At 73.4% G+C, this 22,471-nt stretch carries 20 protein-coding genes and 1 pseudogene; 15 read left to right on the top strand and 6 right to left on the bottom strand.

Annotated elements, in window-relative coordinates; genetic code table 11:
* Window positions 1–250: 250 nt before the first annotated feature.
* Window positions 251–826 carry a MarR family winged helix-turn-helix transcriptional regulator gene (locus tag ACFVVX_RS24020; RefSeq protein WP_387948648.1) on the bottom strand — a complete coding sequence of 192 codons (576 nt, stop codon included), beginning with the start codon at window positions 824–826 and terminating at the stop codon, window positions 251–253.
* Between the two features lie 76 nt (window positions 827–902).
* Between ACFVVX_RS24020 and ACFVVX_RS24015 the strand changes: the two genes are divergently transcribed.
* The 3 genes from ACFVVX_RS24015 (at window position 903) to ACFVVX_RS24005 (ending at window position 5,237) form a co-directional block, all read left to right on the top strand.
* A complete protein-coding gene (locus tag ACFVVX_RS24015) occupies window positions 903–2,237 on the top strand; it encodes an MFS transporter (protein WP_387948647.1) in 1,335 nt (444 codons plus the stop codon).
* Window positions 2,238–2,356: 119 nt separating this feature from the next.
* The gene (locus ACFVVX_RS24010; protein ID WP_387948646.1) at window positions 2,357–3,361 is read left to right on the top strand and encodes a YdcF family protein; all 1,005 of its coding nucleotides are present in this window, start codon (window positions 2,357–2,359) and stop codon (window positions 3,359–3,361) included.
* Between the two features lie 502 nt (window positions 3,362–3,863).
* Window positions 3,864–5,237: a PHB depolymerase family esterase gene (locus tag ACFVVX_RS24005; RefSeq protein ID WP_387948645.1), complete on the top strand. Its 1,374-nt coding sequence runs from the start codon at window positions 3,864–3,866 to the stop codon at window positions 5,235–5,237.
* 113 nt (window positions 5,238–5,350) lie between these two features.
* Here ACFVVX_RS24005 and ACFVVX_RS24000 read toward each other — a convergent pair.
* Window positions 5,351–5,491, bottom strand: a pseudogene (locus ACFVVX_RS24000) (mycothiol conjugate amidase Mca); the annotation flags it as partial.
* Window positions 5,492–5,616: 125 nt separating this feature from the next.
* On the opposite strand from ACFVVX_RS24000, the gene ACFVVX_RS23995 reads away from it, so the two are divergent.
* Entirely contained in the window at window positions 5,617–6,261 is a 645-nt protein-coding gene (locus tag ACFVVX_RS23995) for a TetR/AcrR family transcriptional regulator (protein WP_387948644.1), read from the top strand.
* Between the two features lie 133 nt (window positions 6,262–6,394).
* Complete coding sequence (locus ACFVVX_RS23990) at window positions 6,395–7,075, top strand: DUF6445 family protein (protein WP_387948643.1); 681 nt, start codon at window positions 6,395–6,397, stop codon at window positions 7,073–7,075.
* A 206-nt stretch (window positions 7,076–7,281) separates the two neighbouring features.
* On the opposite strand, the gene ACFVVX_RS23985 is transcribed toward ACFVVX_RS23990, so the two are convergent.
* Window positions 7,282–7,794: an isochorismatase family protein gene (locus tag ACFVVX_RS23985; protein WP_387948642.1), complete on the bottom strand. Its 513-nt coding sequence runs from the start codon at window positions 7,792–7,794 to the stop codon at window positions 7,282–7,284.
* 262 nt (window positions 7,795–8,056) lie between these two features.
* Complete coding sequence (locus ACFVVX_RS23980; RefSeq protein ID WP_387948641.1) at window positions 8,057–8,422, bottom strand: STAS domain-containing protein; 366 nt, start codon at window positions 8,420–8,422, stop codon at window positions 8,057–8,059.
* A gap of 650 nt (window positions 8,423–9,072) precedes the next feature.
* Here ACFVVX_RS23980 and ACFVVX_RS23975 point away from each other — a divergent pair.
* Complete coding sequence (locus tag ACFVVX_RS23975; RefSeq protein WP_387948640.1) at window positions 9,073–10,728, top strand: cytochrome bc complex cytochrome b subunit; 1,656 nt, start codon at window positions 9,073–9,075, stop codon at window positions 10,726–10,728.
* A 140-nt stretch (window positions 10,729–10,868) separates the two neighbouring features.
* On the opposite strand, the gene ACFVVX_RS23970 is transcribed toward ACFVVX_RS23975, so the two are convergent.
* A complete protein-coding gene (locus ACFVVX_RS23970; RefSeq protein ID WP_387948639.1) occupies window positions 10,869–11,186 on the bottom strand; it encodes a cytochrome C oxidase subunit I in 318 nt (105 codons plus the stop codon).
* A gap of 518 nt (window positions 11,187–11,704) precedes the next feature.
* Here ACFVVX_RS23970 and ACFVVX_RS23965 point away from each other — a divergent pair.
* The 8 genes from ACFVVX_RS23965 to ACFVVX_RS23930 all read left to right on the top strand — a co-directional run bounded on the left by ACFVVX_RS23965 (window position 11,705) and on the right by ACFVVX_RS23930 (window position 20,011).
* Window positions 11,705–12,088 carry a hypothetical protein gene (locus tag ACFVVX_RS23965; RefSeq protein WP_387948638.1) on the top strand — a complete coding sequence of 128 codons (384 nt, stop codon included), beginning with the start codon at window positions 11,705–11,707 and terminating at the stop codon, window positions 12,086–12,088.
* Window positions 12,085–13,224: a polyprenyl synthetase family protein gene (locus tag ACFVVX_RS23960; RefSeq protein ID WP_387948637.1), complete on the top strand. Its 1,140-nt coding sequence runs from the start codon at window positions 12,085–12,087 to the stop codon at window positions 13,222–13,224. The genes ACFVVX_RS23965 and ACFVVX_RS23960 overlap by 4 nt, the downstream gene beginning before the upstream one ends.
* 226 nt (window positions 13,225–13,450) lie before the next feature.
* Window positions 13,451–14,119: a cupin domain-containing protein gene (locus tag ACFVVX_RS23955; RefSeq protein WP_387948636.1), complete on the top strand. Its 669-nt coding sequence runs from the start codon at window positions 13,451–13,453 to the stop codon at window positions 14,117–14,119.
* Window positions 14,116–15,198 carry a hypothetical protein gene (locus ACFVVX_RS23950; RefSeq protein WP_387948635.1) on the top strand — a complete coding sequence of 361 codons (1,083 nt, stop codon included), beginning with the start codon at window positions 14,116–14,118 and terminating at the stop codon, window positions 15,196–15,198. The genes ACFVVX_RS23955 and ACFVVX_RS23950 overlap by 4 nt, the downstream gene beginning before the upstream one ends.
* A complete protein-coding gene (locus ACFVVX_RS23945; RefSeq protein WP_387948634.1) occupies window positions 15,195–16,097 on the top strand; it encodes a hypothetical protein in 903 nt (300 codons plus the stop codon). The genes ACFVVX_RS23950 and ACFVVX_RS23945 overlap by 4 nt, the downstream gene beginning before the upstream one ends.
* A 32-nt stretch (window positions 16,098–16,129) precedes the next feature.
* Window positions 16,130–16,693: a hypothetical protein gene (locus tag ACFVVX_RS23940; protein ID WP_387948633.1), complete on the top strand. Its 564-nt coding sequence runs from the start codon at window positions 16,130–16,132 to the stop codon at window positions 16,691–16,693.
* A 119-nt stretch (window positions 16,694–16,812) separates the two neighbouring features.
* Window positions 16,813–18,579, top strand: a complete 1,767-nt coding sequence (locus ACFVVX_RS23935; RefSeq protein WP_387948632.1) for an asparagine synthetase B family protein — start codon at window positions 16,813–16,815, stop codon at window positions 18,577–18,579.
* A gap of 22 nt (window positions 18,580–18,601) precedes the next feature.
* The gene (locus tag ACFVVX_RS23930; protein WP_387948631.1) at window positions 18,602–20,011 is read left to right on the top strand and encodes an aldehyde dehydrogenase family protein; all 1,410 of its coding nucleotides are present in this window, start codon (window positions 18,602–18,604) and stop codon (window positions 20,009–20,011) included.
* A 50-nt stretch (window positions 20,012–20,061) separates the two neighbouring features.
* Here the strand turns inward: ACFVVX_RS23930 and ACFVVX_RS23925 are convergent, their stop codons facing one another.
* Complete coding sequence (locus ACFVVX_RS23925) at window positions 20,062–21,660, bottom strand: PQQ-binding-like beta-propeller repeat protein (RefSeq protein ID WP_387948630.1); 1,599 nt, start codon at window positions 21,658–21,660, stop codon at window positions 20,062–20,064.
* A 143-nt stretch (window positions 21,661–21,803) separates the two neighbouring features.
* On the opposite strand from ACFVVX_RS23925, the gene ACFVVX_RS23920 reads away from it, so the two are divergent.
* On the top strand, window positions 21,804–22,463 hold the full coding sequence (locus ACFVVX_RS23920) for an NADPH-dependent F420 reductase (protein ID WP_387948629.1): 660 nt from the start codon (window positions 21,804–21,806) through the stop codon (window positions 22,461–22,463).
* Window positions 22,464–22,471 lie beyond the last annotated feature (8 nt).

The following is a 22,471-nucleotide window of genomic DNA, read 5'->3' as shown; positions in this document are numbered from 1 at the left end:
CGTCAGGCAACTTTTGCCCGTCAAGGAGCGGCGTCCGGCGCGTGCTATCGGCGTGCCGGCCGGAAGCCCTCGTACTGGACGTACTTGGGCTTTCGGCCGGTGCGGCGAGAGTGCGTGCCGGGCGTCGCGACGGGGCGAAGGTTGCCTGACGCGGCACTAGGACCTGGCCGGTCCCGGGAAAGTCGGCCGGGCCGTCGACCGACCTCCTCGTTGTCCGGGGCCGACCGGGCAGCGACGGACCGGGCAGGTCCTAACTGGGACCGGGACCAGCCGGGGTGTCCGCCGACGTCCCGGACCGGGCCTCGGGCTGGGCCTCGGCGGCCAGGAGCACGCGGCGCAGCAGGTCGGAGAGCTGGCGGCGTTCGGCGGGGTCGAGGACGCCCAGCAGGCGGCGTTCCTCGCGTCCGACGACGTCCAGGGCCGACCGCCAGGCCTTGCGGCCGGCCTCGGTGAGCTCGACGTCGACCCGGCGGCGATCCTCGGTCGAGGGGGTCCGGGTGACGAACCCGCGCTGCTCCAGAGCTTCGAGACGGCCGGTCACCGAGGCGGGCGCCATGTTGAGGTCGGTCCGTAGCTCGGACGGGACGGCGTGGCCGCCGCGGCCGGCCAGTACGTGGAGGGTGTCGAACTCGTGCTTCGGCAGGCCGTAGTCGGCCACGCCCTGCTCCCGGACACGGCCCAGGTGCCTGGTGAGCTTGATCATCCGGGTGACGGCGCCCTCGATGTCGGGGTCGAGGTGCGGGAGGACGGGGCGCCACCGCTCGACATGGCCGTCGGTCCAATCGCGCGGCTGGTCGGGTGCTCGGTCGGCGTTCTCCTGCTCCATGACATGAGTCTACGGGTCATCGATCGGCACCGAATATTTCGTTGCCGAAATTTCGGCACCGAAATATAGTCCCGGCGTGACCCACCCACTGAGGCATCGTGACTTCCGGCTGCTCTTCATCGGCCGCACCATCTCCACCCTCGGAGACGCCGTCGTCCCCGCCGCGCTCGCCATCGCGATCACCAGAGCGACCGGCTCCTCCGGGGCGCTCGCACTGGTACTGGGCTGCGCCATGGTGCCCCGGCTCCTGCTGCTACCGCTGGGCGGCGTGGTCGGGGACCGCTTCGACCCCCGCCTGGTCGCCCTGACCACCGACCTGGTCCGGGCCGCCGCCCAGATCTTCGTCGGCCTCGAACTGATCGGCGGGGAACCGAGTCTGACCCACATCGCCGTCGCCGAGGCGCTGGGCGGCATCGCCTCCGCCTTCGCCATGCCCACCGCCTCCCCACTCGTCGCAGGCACCGTCGAGGGCCCGATGCGAATGCGGGCCAACGCACTGCTGGGCTCCGTCAGCAGCGCCGCACGGCTCGGCGGCCCCGCACTGGCCGGTGTGCTGGTGTACACGGCGGGCGCCGGCTGGGCGTTCGTCCTGGACGGCGCCTCGTTCGTGGTCAGCGCCGCGCTCCTGGCCACCATCACCGTCCGCCGCTCCCCCGCCACTCGCTCCTCGCTCTTCGCCGACCTGACCGAGGGCTGGAGTGAACTGCGCTCACGCGACTGGTACTGGACCAGCCTCATCGGTCACGGCGCCTGGAACGGCGCGGCGGCCGTCCTGCTCACGCTCGGCCCGCTGATCGCGTCCCAGCGCCTGGGCGGGGACGGCGTCTGGATCGCCATGACACAGGCCGGCGCGGCCGGCATGCTGGTCGGCTCGCTGATCGCCGGCCGGGTCCGCCCGCGCCGACCGGTGCTGCTCGCCAACCTGGGCCTGGCCCTGTACGCACTGCCGCTGCTCGCCCTCGCCGTCGCGGCCCCGGCACCGATCACGGTCACCGCGTACGCGCTAGCGATGACCGGGCTCGGGTTCCTCAACCCGGTCTGGCAGACGGTGGTCCAGCAGGAGTTCCCCGCCCAGGTGCTGGCTCGGGTCACCTCCTACGACTGGCTGCTCTCGCTGGCCGCCGCACCGCTCGGCTACACGCTCGCGCCGCTTGCCGCCGAGGCCTGGGGCAGTACGACACCGCTGGTGTTCACCGCCGTCCTGGTGGCTCTGGCCTGCGCCGGTACCGCTGCGGTTCCGGGGGTACGCCGGGTCGGGACTGCCGGGCGAGAGGCCTCGGAGGACCGGGAGGCCCTAGAGGCCAGGGAGGCCCGGGAGCAGGGCGAGGACCGGGCGAAGGGCTCAGACCGGTCGGAGAGTGACGGCCAGTCGGGGGGCGGGTGCAAGAGCGCGACCGAGGTCGGGAGCTGAGGTCGCCGACGCGAGTTCTCAGGCCCGAGGTCGCAGGCTGACGACCAGACCGACGAGCGGGCCGAGACCCGGTCTGACACCCCGTCCGGGCGGTGAAGCGGGGCCCCTACGATACGGACATGATCGCCTACGCCCCAGCAGCCCTGTTCTTCGTCCTGTGCGGGATCGGGGTGCTCCGCGACCGCCGCCGGTTCAGCAATGCCGTCCTGCTCGGTATAGCCGTCTCCCTGCTCGCCCTTGCGCTGCTCGCCGAGCTGCGCAAGGCCCCGACCCTGGTGGCGGAGCTGGCGGCGGCCGCGATCATCCTGCTTCCCGCGGTCGGCACACTGGCGCTGATCGGCTTCCTCATCAGCAACGGGCTGACCATGATCCGCAAGGAGGGCCTGCGTCCGGCGAACCTGCTCTCCCTGCTGGCGGGCCTGGGCATCCTCGGTGTGATCGGACTGCTCGTCGCGGCCCTGTACACACACTCGTACCGGCTCGGCGCCCTCGCGGGCACGGCCGTCCTGGTCGTCGGATACATCTCCTTCCTCTTCGTCTGCTTCGTCGGCTACGCCTTCCTCTACGGACGGCACCGGCCGCGCGGGGACGTGGACTTCGTGGTGGTCCTGGGCTCCGGTCTGATCGGCGGCGAGCGGGTGCCGCCGCTGCTGGCCAGTCGGCTGAACCGGGGCCGCGACGTGTTCGAGAAGCAGGCCGCCCGCGGCAATCCGCCGGTTCTGATCACCTCGGGCGGCCAGGGGCCGGACGAGAAGCTGCCGGAGTCGCACGCCATGGCCGACTACCTCGTCGAGCACGGGTTTCCGGCGGAGCACATCGAGCGCGAGGACCGCTCGCGGACCACCGAGGAGAACCTGCTCTTCAGCAAGGTCATCATGGAGCAGGCCAAGCCGGACTACCGCTGCGTCATCGTCACCAACAACTTCCATGCCTTCCGGGCTGCCCTGATGGCCCGCAAGACGGGCGTCAACGGGCAGGTGTTCGGCTCCCCGACCGCCGCGTACTACTGGCCGAGCGCGACGATCCGCGAGTTCGCCGCGGTGTTCCTCTCCCACAAGCTCGTGAACTTCGGCATCTGCGGCTTCATCGCGCTGTGCGGAGTGCTCGCCGCCTCCGCGTTCTGACCGGCCTCCACGCTCTCCCCCGGGCCCAGGGCCCCGGGCCCCGGTCGCCGACGCGGCCGGGGCCGGGGCCGGCTGCCCAACCCGCCTTCCGAGCGACGGGCGATCAGGTCCCGATCCCGTACCGGCGCTGGCGGCCGCGCCATGGCGGCCCCTGCCACGGCGGAGCGCCGGAGGGCGGGTGACCGGCACATACCCCCGGCAGCCCGGACGCGCCACGCTGCACGACGTCCCATCGAGCTCCTCCCCCACCCAGGAGTCCCCCATGGTCGTCCCGCCTGCTCGTGTCCCGGCCCCTGGCGGCCCCGTCCCTCCCTCCTCCGGTGCCGTTGTTCGCCGTCGTGCCGGGCGGCTCGCGCGCTGCCTTGCCGCCGCCGCGCTGACGGCGGGGACCTTCGGCACCACCGCCTTCCACGCGTCCGCCGCGCCCAGCACGCCTGCCACGCCCACCACGGCGGTCTGGCCCGCCGCAGCCGCTGTACCCACTGCACCTGCCGCCCCCGCCGTGGCTGCCACACCTGCCGCCGACAGCCTGAGCGGGACGTTCCAGCAGGTCACCGACTTCGGTACCAACCCGGGTAACCTGGCGATGTACTCGTACGTCCCGGCGGGCCTCCCCTCGGGCGCACCGCTCGTGGTCGCCCTGCACGGCTGCATCCAGAGCGCCGGCGACTACTACCGCAACTCCGGCTGGACCAAGTACGCCGACCTGTACGGCTTCGCCGTGGTGTTCCCGCAGACCGGTTCGGCCAACAACAGCCTCTCCTGCTTCAGCTGGTTCGACGCGAACAAGGACGGCCGGGGAACGGGCGAGGCGAAGTCGGTGGTCGAGATGGTGGCCAAGGCCGAGACGCTGTACGGCTCGGACGGCCGCCGGGTGTTCGTCACCGGCCTCTCGGCGGGCGGCGGGATGGCCGCCGACCTGCTGGCCGACTACCCGGACGTCTTCGCCGGCGGCGCGATCGACTCCGGACTGCCCGCGCACTGCGCGACCGCCCAGAGCGCCGCCTCCGGCTGCCAGAACAGCGACCAGCACCTCACCCCGGCCCAGTGGGGTGACAAGGTCCGCAGGGCGTACCCGGGTTGGACCGGGCCGTGGCCGCGAGTGGCGATCTGGCAGGGCAGCGCCGACACCACGGTGAGGCCCGTCAACGCCACCGAGCTGCGCGACCAGTGGACGAACGTCTGGGGTGTCAGCCAGACCGCCTCCGCCAGCCACAGCCTGCCGGGCGGAACCACCCAGACCGTCTACAACGACGCCGGGGGCCGGCCCGCCGTGGCGCTGTACTCGATCGCCGGGATGGGCCACGGACTCGCCGTCAGCCCCGGCTCGGGCACCGACCAGTGCGGGGCGACCGGCAGCTACTTCCTCAACACGGTCTGCTCCAGCTACTACACCGCGCAGTTCTGGGGGCTGGACGACGGCCTGCCCCCGGCGCCCGGGCTGCCCGCGCCCACAGGGCTGACCGCGACGGCCGCCGCGGACTCGATCGCGCTCGCCTGGCAGCCCGTCACCGGATCCTCCTCGTACGAGGTGTACCGGGGCGGCACCAGGCTCGCCGGCGTCACGGGAACCGCCTTCACCGACACCGGGCTGGCCGCCGGGACCACGTACGCGTACACCGTGGCGGCGGTCGACTCGGCAGGAACCGTGGGCGCCAGGTCGGCGACGGTGACGGCGAGCACCGGCGGCAGCACGCCGCAGTGCTTCACCGACAACAACTACAACCAGGTGAAGGCCGGTCGGGCGACGCAGAGTGTCGGCCTGACCTACGCGCTCGGCTCCGGGCAGGCCATGGGGCTGTGGAACCTCCTCACCGTCCACACCCTGAAGCAGACCGGACCCGGCTACTTCGTCCTCGCCGACGGACAGTGCTGAGCCACACCGCACCGGAGCACGACCGCTGAGGTGCTGCCACACGATCCTCACGGCTCCTCCCCCGGGCTCGGGCCGCCGACCAGGTCCGTCCCGGGGAGGGACGGTCTCCCTCGGGCGACCAACACGCCGACCCCCTTCGCGACGTGGTGGGCGCGTGAGGCCGGGCCCTCGCCTGACTCGTCGTCGGGGTGGGCGTGCACGCCGAGCAGGCGCAGCAGGGGCTTGTCGTCGGCGGTGGTGACCGATGCGGTCATGGCCCCTCCCAGGGGTCGTCCTGCGCGGCCGCTCCGGCCGCAGGACAGAACTTAGGACCGACCCACTGGTTGGGTCAAGCATAATTACTGTGCTCGACCCAGAAAGTCTGCGCTAGGCTTCCCCCATGACCGAGGGCACCCCGAACCTGCGCGAGCTCAACAAGCGCCGCACCCGCGAGGCGATCTCGCACGCCGCAACCAGGCTCTTCATCGAGCGGGGCTTCGACCGGACGACGATCGCCGAGGTCGCGACGGCCGCCGGCGTGGCCAAGATGACCGTCACCAACCACTTCCCGCGCAAGGAGGACCTGGTCCTCGACCTGCACGAGGAGCTCGTCGCCCGTCCGGCCCGAACGGTCGCCGGGCGCGCACCCGGCGAGTCCGCGCTCGCCTCGCTGCGCCGGGAGTGCCTCGCCGCGATCGACCGGCACGACCCCGCCCTCGGGTTCTCCGGGCCGTCCTTCGCCCGCACCGTCACCGGGAGCCCGGCCCTGCTCGCCCGGCTCCGCGAGCTCCACGAGCAGAGCGAGGAGGCGCTCGGCGCCGCCCTCGCCGAGGCGACCAACGCCCCGGCCGGCGATCTCACCGCACGCCTCGCCGCCGGGCTGCTCGCCGCGATCCACCGGACGCTCTTCGCCGAGGTGTTCCGCCGCATCCTGGCCGGGGAGGAGCCCGAGACGATAACGGACGCCATCCGCCCGGCCGCCGTCCGCGCGTTCGACCAACTGGAGAGCGCGCTCGGCGGATACGCCATCCGGCCGGTCGAGTAGGGCGCCCCCGACCTCGGCTCCTGCCCGCGATCCCACCACTACCGCCGTCGCCACCGCCGCCGATGCCGCACTTGACGAAAGGTTGACCTGCTCACGGCAGAACGTTGGCGAGGGCTAACCCTATGGTCGGCGCATGCCCCAACAGCCCATCAGGCGCATGACACTCCCGGTCCTGCCCTACCGCAAACCCACGCCCGGCCGGGACTACTGGGTCCTGGACGACGTACTGCCCGACCCGGACGCCGTCCGGGCCCGCTGCCTGGACCGCGGCGACTGGACCGAGGGCTACCCGTACCGCCCCGAGAGCTGGCCGGGCCTGCGCACCATGCCCGGACTGGAGCCCGCCGAGCTGACCCGCGTCGAGGCCCTGGTCCGCAAGGCCACCGGGGCACCCCGGCTCTGGGTGCAGAGCACACCGGGCGGCGGCACCCTCAACCACAACTGCGTCCAGCTGGTCGGCGGCGGCGAGTCCGAGTCCCGCCCACACACGGACTCCCGCGCGCTGTGCCGCTACGCGGCCGTCCTCTACCTCAGCCCCGGCGCACCGAAGGAGGCCGGCACCAGCTTCTACCGCCAGCAGTTCCCCGGCGGCCGGCTCGGCGGCAACATCGTCAACCCCCCGCACAGCAACCTGGTCGAGGCCCTCGGCACGCGCCACGTCCCGGGCGACGCCTTCACCGAGGACGTCCGCGTCCCCAACCGCTACAACCGCCTCCTGCTGTACCACGCCAACCTCATCCACAGCGCGACCACGTACTACGGAACCGCGCTGGAGGAGCGGCGGATGACCGCAGTGTTCTTCTGGATGGCCTGAGCCCGCGACAGGGCGGGACACCGGGCGGCGGGCGCAGCAGGAACCAGGCAGGCCACAGGCCGGCCAGCCCAGCCCTGCGCCTCCCGACCCGGCCCCGCCCGGCGCCTCCGGCCCAGCTCCTCCCCGTCCCACGCTCCACGCCCTCTGATGGCCGCCCTGCCATCAGGTGGTAGCTCGACCAAGGGCCTGGCGCGACTGAGGGCGCCTCAGTCCAGCCGGACGGATACCCGGTCGACCACCTCTCCGAAGCGCGGCAGGTTCAGGGCGACGGCCGCGCGGTGCTCCTCCGCCGTGAGCGCGGTCATCGCGTCCTCCACGAATAGCAGCTCGTATCCGAGGTCGGAGGCCGCCCGGGCGGTCGACTCCACACCGAGGTTGGTCGCGATGCCCGCCAGCACCAGGGTGTCCACCCCGCGCACCCGCAGCAGTTCGTCCAGCCCCGTGCCGTGGAACCCCCCGATGGTGCGCTTCACCACCACGGCGTCGGCCGCCGCGGCCACCTCGGCGACGAGGTCACTGCCGGGCGGCTGCTCGGCGACGCCGGGCCGCTCGACGCGGATCGCGACGACGGGCGCACCCGCCTCCCGGAAGGCCCCCGCGAGCGCGAGCGAGGCCTCCAGAACGTCGGCGCCGGGGCGCGGGGCGAGCGGTGCGGCGACGATCCGGTCCATCAGGTCGACCAGTACGAGCGCCGTACGGGAGGGGTCAAGGGTCCGCATGACGGACCACGCTAGCGGATCATCCGGGTCGGCAGGCCGGTATCGCCGACAGGCCCGTACCGTCGGCAGGCCACTTCCAGTTCCAGGGTCCTCCCCGTTCCCGTTCCGGGTGCCTCGGCCGGGGCACGGCGGCGGTCGGGGCCACCCTCGCACGGGTTTCCCGGCAGGACCGCCGGCCCGCACCCACCGCGCCGGGCCCACCGCGCAGGACCGGCGCGGACCTGCCGACCGCCCTGCCGACAGCGCTCGCTCCACCGGCTCTTCAGGGCACCCCCTCCCTGATCGGGAAAGCGTGCGCGGCGCCGGTGAGCTCCAGAATCCGCAGCACCATGGGCCGGGGGCGGGCCAGCTCGATGCGGCTGCCCTCGGCACCGGCCCGGGCACGTGCACGCAACAGCACGTTGAGGCCGCTGGAGTCGCAGAACTCCAGGTCGCCGAAGTCGATCACCACGACGGTCCCGACCGGTCGCAAAGCAGCATCGAGGGCGTCCCGCAGGGTGTCGGCGGTGTCCAGGTCGAGCTCTCCGCGCAGGCTGAGCACGGTGCCGTGTGCCCAGGACCGTACCTCCACCGCCAGGTCGCCCGGCTCGACCTCGTCGACGTTCCGTTTCGGCTTCGGACGCTTCATGGGCTCGACTCCTCCCGCCCGCGCCTGCCGTTTCCCTCCACCATAGGTCCGCCCGTCGGGATTCAGTCGGCCCGGTGCCCGGCCGGCGACCAGGTCACCTGCGCCGGGCGCCCTGCCACTCCGGTACGGGGTCGCGGCACTACCGCGGGTGCCGGGAGGACCGGGGCCGGGAGAACCGGGTGCCCGTCCGACCGGGGGCGCCGCGCGTCAACGCCGCGCCCGCCGGTACCGCCTGTGGCTCACCGTCCCGGTGGACCGGCCGGGCGGGCGTGTCCGGTCGCGGCCGACGGCCCCGATCGGCCGCTACCGACCGCAGGAGCGGAAACGATTCACCGCCCGGTTGCAGGCCGTCAGAGCAGCGCGGACGCGCACCCGCGAGCGGCGGCCGACGGGTGAAACCCACCCCCGTCAGGGCCGACACGACCGGCCGGACGGGCCGATGGACGTGCACAGGCGGCCCCCTGCCGACAGCATGACAGAGTAAGCGCTCCATCACTATGAGCAACGGGGCCAGCGGGTCGGCGGATCCGCGCGCCGGTGATCCCGGCGGCCCCGTTATCGAGAGGTCCCATGATCACAACACTCGACCGGCCGGAAGATCCGCAGGCGGAACTCCGGGACGGCACGCAGCGGACGCCGGGGAGCCTGTCGTGAGAGCCCAGCAGCAGTCGCGCCCGGGACCGGTCACCAGCACGCGCGCGGCGCCCGCCAACAAGGCCGAGGCCCTCGCCGACTGGGCCGACGGCCGACTGGGCATCTACGCCCTGTCCAGGTCCAACCTCCGCAAGATCTTTCCGGACCACTGGTCCTTCATGCTGGGCGAGATCTGCCTCTACACGTTCGTCATCATCATCCTGACGGGCGTGTGGCTCACCCTCTTCTTCATCCCCAGCATGGGCGAGGTCATCTACGAGGGCTCGTACATCCCGCTCAAGGGCATCCAGATGTCGCAGGCCTACGCCTCGACGGTCGACATCAGCTTCGAGATCCGCGGCGGCCTGCTGATCCGGCAGATCCACCACTGGGCGGCGATCGTGTTCGTCGCCGCGATGCTCGTGCACATGATGCGGGTGTTCTTCACCGGCGCGTTCCGCAAGCCGCGCGAGATCAACTGGATGTTCGGCGCGCTGCTGCTGTTCCTCGGGATGTTCGACGGCTTCATGGGCTACTCGCTGCCCGACGACCTGCTCTCCGGCACCGGCATCCGGTTCATGGAGGGCGCGGTGCTGGCCGTCCCGATCGTCGGAACCTACCTGCAGATGTTCATCTTCGGCGGGCAGTTCCCCGGCGTGGTGATCGTGCCGCGGCTGTTCACCGTGCACATCCTGCTGATCCCCGGGATCATGCTGGGCCTGCTGGTGGCGCACCTGATCCTGGTCTTCTACCACAAGCACACCCAGTTCGCCGGACCCGGCCGCACCCGGGACAACGTGGTCGGCATGCCGCTGATGCCGGTCTACATGGCCAAGGCGGGCGGCTTCTTCTTCCTGGTGTTCGGGGTCGTCTCCGCGATGGCGGCGATCGCCACCGTCAACCCGATCTGGCTGTACGGCCCCTACCGGCCCGACCAGGTGTCCACGGACGCCCAGCCCGACTGGTACATGGGCTACTCCGAGGGCCTGATCCGCGTCATGCCGGGCTGGGAGGTCAGCGTCTGGGGCGGCCACACCCTCAACCTGGGCGTGTTCATCCCGCTGATGGTCTTCCCGATGGTGCTGGCCGCCATCTGGTCCTGGCCGTTCCTCGAGGCCTGGGTCACCGGCGACAAGCGCGAGCACCACATCGCGGACCGCCCGCGCAACGCCCCCGTCCGCACCGCCTTCGGCGCGGCCTGGGTCAGCCTCTACCTGGTCCTGCTGGCCGGTGGCGGCAACGACCTGATCGCCACCCACTTCCGCCTGTCGATCGACGCGATCACCTACGCGGTGCGGATCGGCTTCTTCGTGGTGCCGCTGGTGACCTTCGTGGTCACCAAGCGCTGGTGCCTGGGCCTGCAGCGGCGCGACAAGGAGAAGGTGCTGCACGGCCGGGAGACCGGCGTGATCAAGCGGCTCCAGCACGGCGAGTTCATCGAGGTGCACGCCCCGCTCCCGCAGGGCCGCCTGCACACCCTCACCAACCACGACCAGCCGCAGCCCGCCGAGCTGCCCGCCGAGGTCGACGAGAACGGGGTGGCCCGCAAGGCCGGCATCCTCACCCGCACCCGGGTGAAGCTCTCCCGGGGCTTCTTCGGCGAGGGCAGCCAGATCGCCAAGCCCACCGCCGAGGAGCACCACGAGATCACCAGCGGCCACGGCCACCACTGATCCGCGGCGCCCGCACGACGGGGCCCGCCACGCCGTCGAGCGCGTGGCGGGCCCCGTCGCCGTCCCGGACCGGACCGGACCGGACCGTTCCAGGTTCCGGCCCTCCCGGTCCGGCCCGTCCCCGGTCCGACCGTTCCGGATCAGCCGTGCAGGACGGCGGGGATCACCGCGAGCAGGGCCGTCGCGATCGCCACCGAGAGGCAGACGGCCGCCCAGCGGGCACAGATCCGCCGGCACTCGCTGCGGTAGCGGGCCGCCAGCTGGCGGCAGCGCTCCACCGCCCGGTCGACGACGTCCTCGGCGTAGCGCAACCGGTCCGCGGCGTAGGCCTGTTCGAGGTTCTCCCGCTCGCCGGGCGAGAGCCAGGGGAACTGGGCGGCGAAGGACCGGGCGTCCCGTTCGGCCGCCGCCACCTCCGCCTCCCAGGCCAGATACCCCTCCAGGCGCGCGATCTCCACCTTCGAGACCTTCGCGGCCTTCGAGTCCTTCGAGTCCGCCCGGGCCCGGGCACCCTCTCCGGCGCCCTTGCCCGGCCGAGGGCTCCGCGCTCTCGGCGGACGCTGTCTGCCACCCATGACCATGTCCCTTGTCCGGTAGAGAAGGCGCCGGGGCGAGCAGCACTGCCGCAGCGACCCGGGCTTGACGGCGGTCGGCCGACACCCCGCCCGCAGAACGCAGGGGACACATCGCACCGAAACCAGGTAACTACTACCAGTGACGGGCGGGCGGCCCGGCGCCGACGCGCCGGAAGCGAGGGCGCCCGCGCGGGCCCCGGCGGGCTCCGGCCGGGGCGGACACCCACCCGAACGAGGGAGTCGACACCCGCCCCCGGGACCGACAGGGCCAAACGCCGACGGGAGCGCCGCCACGCAGCGCACACGGGCGTGTACCATCTGCGATCGAGGCGGCGCCCCGACGGACCGCCGGCCCGGCCCGCCCCGGTCCGCCCCGGGGGTTCGAACCAGGAGGACAAGCGATGCCCGATGCCGGTCGTTTCAGCGAGTTGGGCGAGCAGGGCTCGCGGGCGGTCATGGAGGCGGCCGCCGTGCTGGAGAGCGAACTGTCCGCCGGCCTCACCGACGCCAAGGCCGCCGGCGAGCGGCTGACCAGCGAACACCAGGTGGACCAGCAGGAATTCGACCGACTGGTGCGCCGGGTCTCGGAGAACACCCATCAGCTGATCGACGCCGTCACCGCCCGGGTGATGGACAACGCCGCGGGTGAGGCCTCCGAGCACACCCAGCGGATCGCGGCCAACGCGCACGACGTCCTCGACCTGCTGCTCAACCTGAGCAGCCTGGCGCCCGCCGTCGCCAACCGGGCCATGCGCAGCACCTTCGACGACCGGCAGGACGGGTGACGACGACGAGCCGGGAGGCCGTCGGCGGGGTGGCGCTGGTCGAGCAGGTGCTGGCCCGCTACCGCGAGCGGACCGTCACCGAACTGCTGCGCCACATCCCGGAGCAGAGCCCGCCCTACCTGTACGACCTGGCCTCGGACTACCCGGCCCGCCCGTGCAAGGGGCTGCGCTCCGCGCTCTGCCTGGCCACCTGCGAGGCGTTCGGCGGCGACCCCCGGCGGGCGATGAACCCGGCCGTGACGGTCGAACTGTTCCACAACGCCTTTCTGATCCACGACGACATCCAGGACGGCAGCGAGCTGCGCCGGGGCGGGCCGACGCTGTCCGCCGAGTACGGGGTCGAGGTCGCGCTGAACGTCGGCAACGCGACGAACCTGCTCGGACTGCGGCGGCTGATGGCCAACCGGCGCGCGCTCGGCGGCGAGCTGGCCTGGCGGCTGTTCGAGGAGACCGAGCTGATGTGCCGCCAGTCGCTGGAGGGCCAGGCGCTGGAGATCGCCTGGATCCGCGACAACGCCTGCGACCTGGTACCCGCCGACTACTACCGGATGTGTCTGAAGAAGACGTCCTGGTACACCTTCCTCTACCCCTGCCGCGCCGGGCTGCTGGTCGCCGGCGGCGTGGGACAGGGGCACGAGCGGCGGCTCGACCGGTTCGGCTGGTACCTGGGCGCCGCCTACCAGATCCAGGACGACGTACTGAACCTGATCGGCAGTCTGGAGGGCTACGGCAAGGAGATCGCCGGGGACCTCTGGGAGGGCAAGCGCACCCTGCTGCTGATCCACCTGCTGGAGCGGTGCTCCCCCGCCGAGCGCGCCCGGGTCGTCCGCTACCTCAGCCGCACCCGGGCGCAGCGCGGGCCCGGTGCGGAGGAGGACGTCCACTGGCTGCTCGACCGGATGACGGCGTACGACTGCGTGACGAGCGCCCAGGAGGCGGCCGCCGGGCTGGTCACCGCGGCCGAGCGCGAGATCACGGCGGTGCTGGAGGACGGCGGACCGGTGCCGGGCGGCGGCCCGGAGGGCGGCGAGGGCGACGCCGGTAACGCCGGTGACGAGGGCACCGGCGAGGAGGCCGCCGAGGCGCGCGAGTTCCTGCTCGCCCTGCCGGGGTTCGTGGTCGCCCGCGACCGCTGAGCCCAAGGGACCTGAGCCTGCGGGGCGGCCGAACCCGCAGGCTGTCGAGTCCACGGGCCCTCGGGTGCGCAGCCCCGGGGGCACCACCGGCCCCCCTGTTCACACGGTGTGAGTAGGATCCACCCCGCTACCGGGCGCCGACCGGCTGCCCGGGGCCGGGAACCGGCCGCGGCACGATCGGCGTCAGGGGAAGCGATGCCGCTTGAGCATGGGGGTGGGGTGGCCGATGTCGGTACGATCCGGGCTGCGCGGGCTGGAACGGCTCGCCAGGCAGCTGCCGGGCGGGGTGGACCTGTACCAGTTGCGGCCGGACGGCCACGTCCTGATCGCCGACCGGGACGGGGCCCGGGAGTTGGGACCGCAGGGGGCCCACGGACCGGCCGGCGAGGAGCTGTTGCGCTTCATCGACGACGGCCAGTTCGCGCACTACCTCGTCGGTGACGCCAAGACCTCGCCCGAGCGGCCGTCCAACGCCACCTACAAGCTCGGCATCGTCGCCCCGCACAGTGCGTTCACCCCGCACGCCCACGGCGGCGAGCACCTCGTGCTCAGTCTCGGTCACGCCTCCTGCGGGCTGTACGACGCCGAGCGCCGCCGGGTCGTGGACGTGCCGCTGACGCCCGGGCTGCTGATCCGCATCCCCGAGCTGATGCCGCACTCCTTCGCCAACCGGGGCTCCGGGCCGCTCAACATCCTGGCCGCCAACACCGGGTTCGGCATCGACCACGAGGACTACGCGATCACCGCGGCCGAGGCCGAACGCCGCGAGGACGCCCAACTGGCCGCCGCGCTCAGGGAAGTGGAGCAGAACCAGAGCGCGGGTACGGTCAGCGCGAGAGAACGGCTGGCCGCCCGGCTGCGCCGCTTCGCCGCCACGCTGGAGACACCGCGATGATCTGCCCGCACTGCCAGTCGAACCTGCGACAGCGGGAACGCACCGGCCGCACCTGCTCGAACTGCCGCAAGAAGTTCGCCCTCGACCCCAAGCTGGACGGGACCGGGCTGCACGATGTGCGGATCCGGCGCACGACCACCCGGCTGACGGACGAGGGCCGACTGGTCTGCACGGTCGACCAGGTGCGCTGGGCGCTGGAGCACCGCGGGCGCCCGGCCCAGGAGTTCCGCGGGTCGAAGGGCGGCGCGGGCTGCCTGACCGTGTTCGGCATCGGGGCGCTGATCGCCGCCATGGCCCTGCCCGGCGGTCTGATGGTGGCGGCCGCCCTGGTGGGCGTCGCGCTGATCGGCTTCGCGGTCCGCGCGATGGTCCTGTCCGACGTGCCCGCACCGCCCCGCCCGCGCCAACCGCTGCGCGCCGCCGACTCGTTCCGCAGCACGCTGGTGACGCGCTGGAAGGAGGTCTACGGCAGCCTCCCGGCGGGCCTGGTGGAGGACGACCGGGTCAAGTCCGAGTCCCCGGTGGGTTCTCCCGCGGTCGTGCTGCTCTGCCCGGACCGTACGGTCACCCGGTTCCTGCAGGCCAACGGCTTCCCGCGGGAACACCGGGCGCTGCTCGTCACCGACCTGCGCTCGGTGCCGGACGGCGTGCCCGTGGCGGTCCTGCACGACGCCTCCCCGCAGGGCTGCCTGCTGGTCGCCGACGCCCGCGCGAAGCAGTCCGGCCGCCGGGTGGTGGACGCGGGCCTCCCGGCCCACGCCGTGCTGGCAGCCGAGAGCAGGTTCGTCCACCTGCGCGACCCGGCCCGCCCCGAGGAGCTCCAGATCCGCCTGGAGCGGTCCGTACCCGGGCTCAGCCCGAGCGAACTCGCCTGGTACGCCGAGGGCTGGTGGAGCCCGCTGGCCGCGCTCCCGCCCAAGCGGCTGCTGGCGATCGCCGTCCGCGCGGTCGAGCGCGCCGCCGAGCCGCCGGCCCGGATCCCACTCGTGAAGCAGCGCCGGCCGGAGGACCCCACCGAGACCCGCCGCCGCGCGCTCGCCGTCGGCTTCCTCACCTGGCCCGAGGAGGGCACCGCATGACCGCCCCGCTGCCGCCCCGGCCGCCGCGCATACCGTCCGGACCGGGCCTGACCCGGCGCGGAGCGGCAGCGCGCCGCCGTCCGCTGCTCGGCGGCGCGCTGACCGTCGCCGCCGCCCGGGCCGGGGCGCCCGGCGATCTGCGGTACACCGAGCGCCAGTTGTACTACGAGCTGTGCCGGGTCCTGCAACCCCTGCACGCCGGGCCCCGGCGGATCCCGTACACACTCGCGCCGCCGATCCGCCACGCGCGGTTCGCCGAGGCGCTGGAGACGCGGCGCGGCGAGCTGCCGGGACTGCTCCCCCCGCTGCCGCCCGCTGCGCCGGCGGTGCGGGCGGCGGCGGCCGAGAGCGACCTCTACGACTACGGGGTACCCCGGCTGCTGGTCTGCCAGAGCCGGGACATCACACGGATGCTGATCGCCAACGACCTGCACCTCGAAGCGGCCTGCCCGGTGATCGCCGCCGACGAACTGCCGCTCGACCCCAGGCTGGTGGCCGCCCTGGCGCGGGGTGACGCGCTGGTGCACGTCCTGCACGACGCCAGCCCCGCCGGACTCGCCTGCTTCGAGCAGGTGCGCGAGGCCTACGGCACCCAGGGGGCCGGGCTGAAGGTCCGTTCGATGGGCCTCGTCCCCCGGCACGCGACCACCCTGCACCTGACCGCCGGACGCGGCCCGCACCCGTACACCGGCCCGCTGCCGGCCGGGCTGCGCGCAGCGGAGCGGGCCTGGCTCGGCAGCGGCCGCACCATCGAGCTGGCCGCCGTCGGCCCCGCCCGGCTGCTGCACACCGTGATCCGCCAGGTCCGGGGCGCCTCCGGCGGCCCCCGCCGGGCCCCGCTCCACCGGCGGGTCCGCACCGTGCGCGAGACCGGCTTCCTGACCTGGCCGACGGCCTGAGGCCTTCACCCCACACCTGAGGACTTCCTTCGATGACGCAGCCACGGCACATCGGCTACAGCGACGAACTGCTCGCGGACGGCACCGTGCACCGCCGCTACGAGGACGGCCGCAGCGAGTGGCGCCGGCGCGTCGCCGGCGGCCTCGTGCACTGGCACGACAACCGCGAGGGCGTCGGCACCGACGAGCGCCTCGGCACCGACCTGATCAAGCGCACCAACGCCGACGGCACCGTCGCCTACGGACGCGACATCGGATACGGCCGGACCGTCTGGGCCCGCGGCGAGCAGGTCACCGTCAACCGCACCGCCTTCCGCGGCCGCCTCGGCGTGGTGCTCGGCGCCCTCGGCGTGGCCGGCGCCACCGCCGTGGCCGTCTCGCAGTTCCCGCCCCTGGACCTGAGCGCGGACGAGGAGGAGGAGCTGCGTCGGCAGGCCCAGGCGCAGCAGGCCAACTCCTCCGGTGGCGACGGCGGTTCGGGCAGTTCGGGTGGCGGGGACGGCGGGGACTTCAGCGACGACGACGGGGACGGGGACTACGCGGGCGACTGGGACGACTCCGGCGACAGCGGCTGGGACGGCGACGACTTCGGCTGAGGCTGAGTCCGGGCTTCGAACGCCTCCAACGCCCCGAACGCCACCAACCGTTCGAGGCTGCTCCGGGCGGAGTCGCGGACACACCGCGCACGCACCCCCATCGAAAGGCACCACTGAGCATGCCACGTTGCTGCGCCTGCACCGGATCCGACCCCGGCCGGGCCCGCGCCCACCTCGCCGCGATCGCCGGAGCAGGCGGGACGGCCAGGACAGCCGGAACGGCTCCCGACAGCGGCGCCCAGGCCGCCCTGATCGCGGGCGAACCCGGCTACGCCGAAGGCCCGTTCACCATCGACGGCATCACCGCCGTCGGCGAGGTCACCCTGCACAACCGCGCCGAACTGCTCGCCGCCCTCATCGCCGCCGGCACCCCCGCCCCGCCCGCCTGCCCCGACGGCGAGCTGCTGCTGCGCCTGTGGCGCCGGCTCGGCGCGGACGGCGTCCGGCAGGCCGACGGCATGTTCGTGCTCGCCGTGGTGGACGGCACCGACCTCGTGCTGATCCGCGACCACGTCGGCGCCCGGACGGTCTTCTACGCCCGCGCCGACGGCTGCTGGGCCGCGTCGACCTCACTGCGCGCGCTGCGGCACTGGCCCGCGCTCGGCACCGGCGTCAACCTGGCCGCCGTCCGCTCCTTCCTGACCTTCGCCTACCTGCCCGGCGAGGAGACCCTGCTGCGCGGGGTCTCGGAGGCGCTGCCCGGGCGGGTCCTGCGGCTCTCGGCGGACGGATCGACCCGCGAGGAGCGGTACTGGGAGCCCGCCGAGCTGCTCCCCCCGCAGGCCGACGACGTGCCACCCGCGGTGTACGCGCAGCAGCTGCGCACCCTGTTGGAGCAGGCCACCGCCCGGCGGCTGCCGGTCGGCGAGGACGTCGCGGTGCTGCTCTCCGGCGGGGTCGACAGCTCGCTGGTCACCGCGCTCGCGGCCCGTCTGCACGACCGTCTCGTGCACACCTACTCGATCAGCTTCGGCGACGAACTCCCCAACGAGCTCGGCTACTCCGGCCTGGTCGCCGAGCACTGCGGGACCGCGCACCGGGTGCTCAGCGTCTCCGGCGCCGAGGTCGCCGCCCGGCTCGCCGACACCGTCGCCCTGCTGGACAGCCCGGTCGGCGACCCGCTGACCGTCCCCAACCTGATGCTCGCCGAGGCCGTCGCCGGCGACGGGCTGAGCGTCTCGCTGAACGGCGAGGGCGGCGACCCGGTCTTCGGCGGCCCGAAGAACCTGCCGATGCTGGTCCACGAGATGCACCGCGACGACCCGGCGCCCGAGGTCCGGGCCGAGGCGTACCTGCGGTCGTACCGCAAGTGCTACGAGGACCTGCCCCGGCTGCTCACCCCCGGCGCCCTGCGGATGCTGGAGGCCGAACCGCTGCCGCGCCGCTTCGTCGCCCCCTATCTGCAACCCGGGCCGATGCACGCGCTGCTGAACCAGCTGCTGCACTGCAACCTGCGCACCAAGGGCGCCCACCACATCCTCACCAAGGTCGAACGGCTCACCGCCTCCCGCGGGGTCCAGGGCCGCTCGCCGCTGTTCGACCGCCAGGTGATCGACCACGCCTTCGCCACCCCGCCGCGGCTCAAGCTGAACGGCACGGTGGAGAAGTGGGTGCTCAAGGAGGCCGTCCGCGACCTGCTCCCGGCGACGGTCACCGACCGCCCGAAGAGCGGCATGCGGGTGCCCGTCCAGCAGTGGCTCCGCGGCCCGCTGCGCGACCTCTCGGGGGACCTGCTGCTCGGCCGGCAGGCCCGCGAGCGCGGTCTGGTCCGCCCGGACACCGTCCGCACCTGGATGCGCGGTGAGGGCACCCTGCTGCCCCGCCAGGGCGGCAAGCTCTGGCTGGTCCTCACCCTCGAACTCTGGCTGCGGGCCTACGACCTGTGAGCTGCTACCCGGAAGGCCCAGCATGGACCCGACCACCACGACCACCCCGACCGACCTGACCGGCTCGATCGGCTCGATTGGCTCGATTGGCTCGATCAAACCCGCCGCCCTGGTCGAGCTGACCGACCCCCGGACCGGCGCCGCCCGCGGCGCCCTGGAGGCGGCCCGCGCCCCGCGCGTCGCCGAGGCCGTCGCCGCCGCCCGGGCCGCCACCGCGCCCTGGCGCGCGCTCACCCCGCGCGAGCGGGAGCGGCGCCTGGACGCGCTCGCCGACCTCGTCGAGCAGCACCTCGACCGGTACGCCGCGCTGGAACAGGCCGGTACCGGCAAGCCGGAGGCCGAGGCGCTCGGCGAGGTCCGCGAGGTCGCCGACCTGTTCCGGTTCTACGCGGGCGCCGCCCGCACCGGCAGCGCGCCCGCCGCCGGGCGGTACCTCCCGGGCCACGAGAGCTGGGTGCGCTGGGAGCCGATCGGCGTGGTCGGGGCGATCGTCCCGTGGAACTACCCGCTGCTGATGGCCGCCTGGCGCTGCGCCCCCGCCCTGGCCGCGGGCAACACGGTGGTCGTCAAGCCCGCCGAGACCACCCCCGACTCGGTCGCCCTGCTCGCCGAGCACGCGGCGCAGACGCTCGGCGAAGGCGTGCTCGGCGCACTCTTGGGCGACCGGGAGACCGGCCGGCTGCTGGTCGCGAGCGGCGTCGACATGGTCGCCTTCACCGGCAGCGCGGCCGCCGGCGCCGACATCGCCGCCCGGGCCGGCCACCGCCGGGTCAGCCTGGAACTGGGCGGGAACAGCCCCGTGCTGGTCCTGCCCGACGCCCCCGCCCACACCTGGACCGCCCTTGCCGCGGCCTGCACCTACAACGCCGGCCAGAGCTGTGCGGCACCCGCCCGGGTGATCACGCTGGCCGAGAACTACGAGCAGGCCGTCGCCGGGCTCACCGCCGCCCTGGCCGAGCGCCGGGCCGGCCGCGACTTCGGCCCGCTCAACAACCCCGACCAGGCGGCCCGCTACGACCGGCTGGTCGCCGCCTCCGCCGCGAAGCGCTCCGTCGCCGCCCCCGGCCGCAGCGACGGCCTCTGGCGCCCGGCCCGGCTGCTCGCCGACCTGCCGGACGACGACCCGACCGTCCTGGAGGAGGTCTTCGGGCCGGTCCTGACCGTCCAGCGCGCCGCCGGCCTCGACGACGCGCTCGCCCTGGCCAACGGCGTGCCGCAGGCCCTGGCCGCCAGCGTCTGGACCAGCGACCTCAGCACCGGCCTCGATCTCACCGCCCGCCTGGACGCCGGCGAGACCTGGCTCAACTGCCACCTCGCGCAGAGCGCCGAACTCCCGCACAGCGGCCGCGGTGCCTCCGGCCACGGCACCGACCTCTCCGCCCTCGCCCTCCAGGAGTACCAGCGCCCGAAGACGGTCACCGCCCGGCTGTGACGCGCCCGGCCCCGGCGTTCACCTCTTCCGGGGGCTCCCGGCCCCGGACGTCAGCGAGAGGTGAACGCCGAGGGCCGGCCGAGGGCGACCAGGCGGTGGTCCTTGGTGCCGACGTAGATCCGGCCCCGGTCGGTGGCGGGCACGGAGAACTTGCTGACCGTCCCGAGCGGGAAGGAGCGGCGCAGCCGGAGGGTGCCGTCGACGGGGACGGGGTCGTAGGCGCGCAGCTCGCCGCCCTCGCCGTACTGGCCGGTGCCGGACCAGATCACCCAGACCAGTGCCGAGCCGGAGCGGGTGCCGTCGGAGGTGACGACGGGTGAGCCGGACATCTTCAGGAAGTCCTCGGCGCTGGTGCCGGCGCTGGTCAGCGCCGGGGTGCCGGCGGCGTTCACGGAGTACTTGAGGGCGCGCAGCCGGCCGTAGTTCTCGACGGTGTAGACGTAGCCGCCGTCCCCGCCCCAGACGCCCGGATGGCCCCACACGCCGCCGTACGGGCCGGTCATCCCGACGACGTTGTCGGTGCCGCCGGGGCCCTGCCCCATGCCGCCGAGGTCGTCGCGGTCGAGCAGGAAGATCCGCCCGTCCTTGCCGACCTGCACCAGCAGCCGGGGGTGGGCGGGGGTGCCGAAGTGGCTCGCCGGGAGGGCGACCGGGCCGCCGGAGCCGAGGTCGGTGTCCTTCTTGTCGAGGGTGGCGTTGTTGGCCGGGCTGAAGAAGTCCTTCGGGGTGAAGGTGCCGTCGCCGTTGACGGCGAAGCGGATCACCGACTCGCCGAGGCCGCCGGGCGGTCTGTCGCCGGGGCCCTGTGCGGGCGAGGCGCCGGCGCCCTGGCCGTTCGCGGTGGAGAGGATGATCCGGCCGGGGCCGTCCGAGACCAGGCCGCTGCCGGCCATCCAGATGCTGGCCCGCTGGGTGTCCGAGCCGGCGACCGTCGACCAGAGGGTGAGCTTGCGGGTGGTGGTGTCGAGGCCGGCCAGGGTGCCGATGTAGTCGCCGATGCCGCAGAGCGAGCCGAAGCCGAAGTAGACGGAGCCGTCGAGGAGCAGCAGTCCGGGGCGCTGGAGGGAGCGGTAGGCGTTGAAGGGCTTTCCGGGGGCGTTCACCGGGTCGCCCTGGACGGTGACCGGCCAGCCGCTGCGCTCGGCGCCGGTCTGGGCGTCGAGGGCGTGGACGTAGTAGTGCGGGTGCCTGTTGTCCGGTCCGTCGTCGACCTTGCTGGTGAGGTAGACGGTGCCGGTGGCCGGGTCGTGGACGGGGGTGGAGGTGGTGCCGACGTTGGGGCCCGGGTCGGAGCAGCCGATGGCGGCGGAGGGCCAGGCCGGGCCCATCGCGCGGTGCCAGGTGATCGTCCCGTCGGCGGCGTCGACGCCGTACACGTGGTTGGTCTCGGTGGCGACGACCACGGTCCGTCCGATGACCAGCGGCTGGGCGAACACCTGGCCGTCCAGCGGGGTCGAGAAGCGCACGCCGAAGTCGGACTTGGTGACCTCCTCGGGTGCCAGCCCGGGTTCGTCCTGGTCCCATCCGGTGCGTTCGGTGGTGACGGAGACGGTCGGGACGTCGGCGCGCGCCGCGGCGGCCGGGGCGAGCAGGGCCAGGCCGGTGAGGACCGCCGCCGCCTGTCTGACGGGTCTGTTGGTTCGGTTCATGGCGCCCATGTTTCGGCCCCTGGTCACGGGCCACCAGCAGAGTAAGCCACTCGGCGGTCGTCCGATCGTCGTATTGACGCACGCGACCTGCCCTTCCTGTCCTATCGTCATCCCGGCACAAAGATCGAAAGGACTGACGCACAGTGAGATTCGGAATCATCGGGACCGGCGTCGTCGGGCAGACCCTGGCGGGCAAGCTGGTCGAGCTCGGCCACGAGGTGACGCTCGGCTCGCGGACCAAGGACAACGAGAAGGGCGTCGCCTGGGCCGAGCAGGCCGGGCCGCGCGGCCACAGCGGCACCTTCGCGGACGCCGCCGACTTCGGCGAGGTGGTCCTCAACGCCACCTCGGGCACGGTCGCGCTGGCGGCCCTGCGGGCGGCGGGCGCCGAGCGGCTCGCCGGCAAGCTGCTGGTGGACGTCTCCAACCCGCTGGTGTTCTCCCCCGAGGGGGAGGTGACGCTCGACCCGGCGAACACCGACAGCGTCGGCGAGCAGATCCAGCGCGAGTTCCCGCAGGCCCGGGTGGTGAAGGCGCTGAACACCGTGACCGCGCCCGTGATGGTCGACCCGGCCCGGCTCGCCGGCGAGCACAACATCTTCGTCGCCGGTGACGACGACGCCGCGAAGGCCGAGGCCACCGCCCTGCTGGAGCAGTTCGGCTGGCCGGCCGGCTCGGTGATCGACCTGGGCGACATCAAGGGCGCGCGGGCGATGGAGATGATGATGCCGTTCTGGATCCGCCTGATGCGGTCCTTCGGCACCGCCGAGTTCAACTACTCGTTCAAGCGCGCCGCGCAGTGAGCGGACGG

This window comes from Kitasatospora sp. NPDC058170, assembly GCF_042883905.1.
Classification (GTDB): domain Bacteria; phylum Actinomycetota; class Actinomycetes; order Streptomycetales; family Streptomycetaceae; genus Kitasatospora.
Note: the sequence above shows the minus strand (reverse complement) of the source record. Positions and strands in the feature narration are given on the sequence as shown.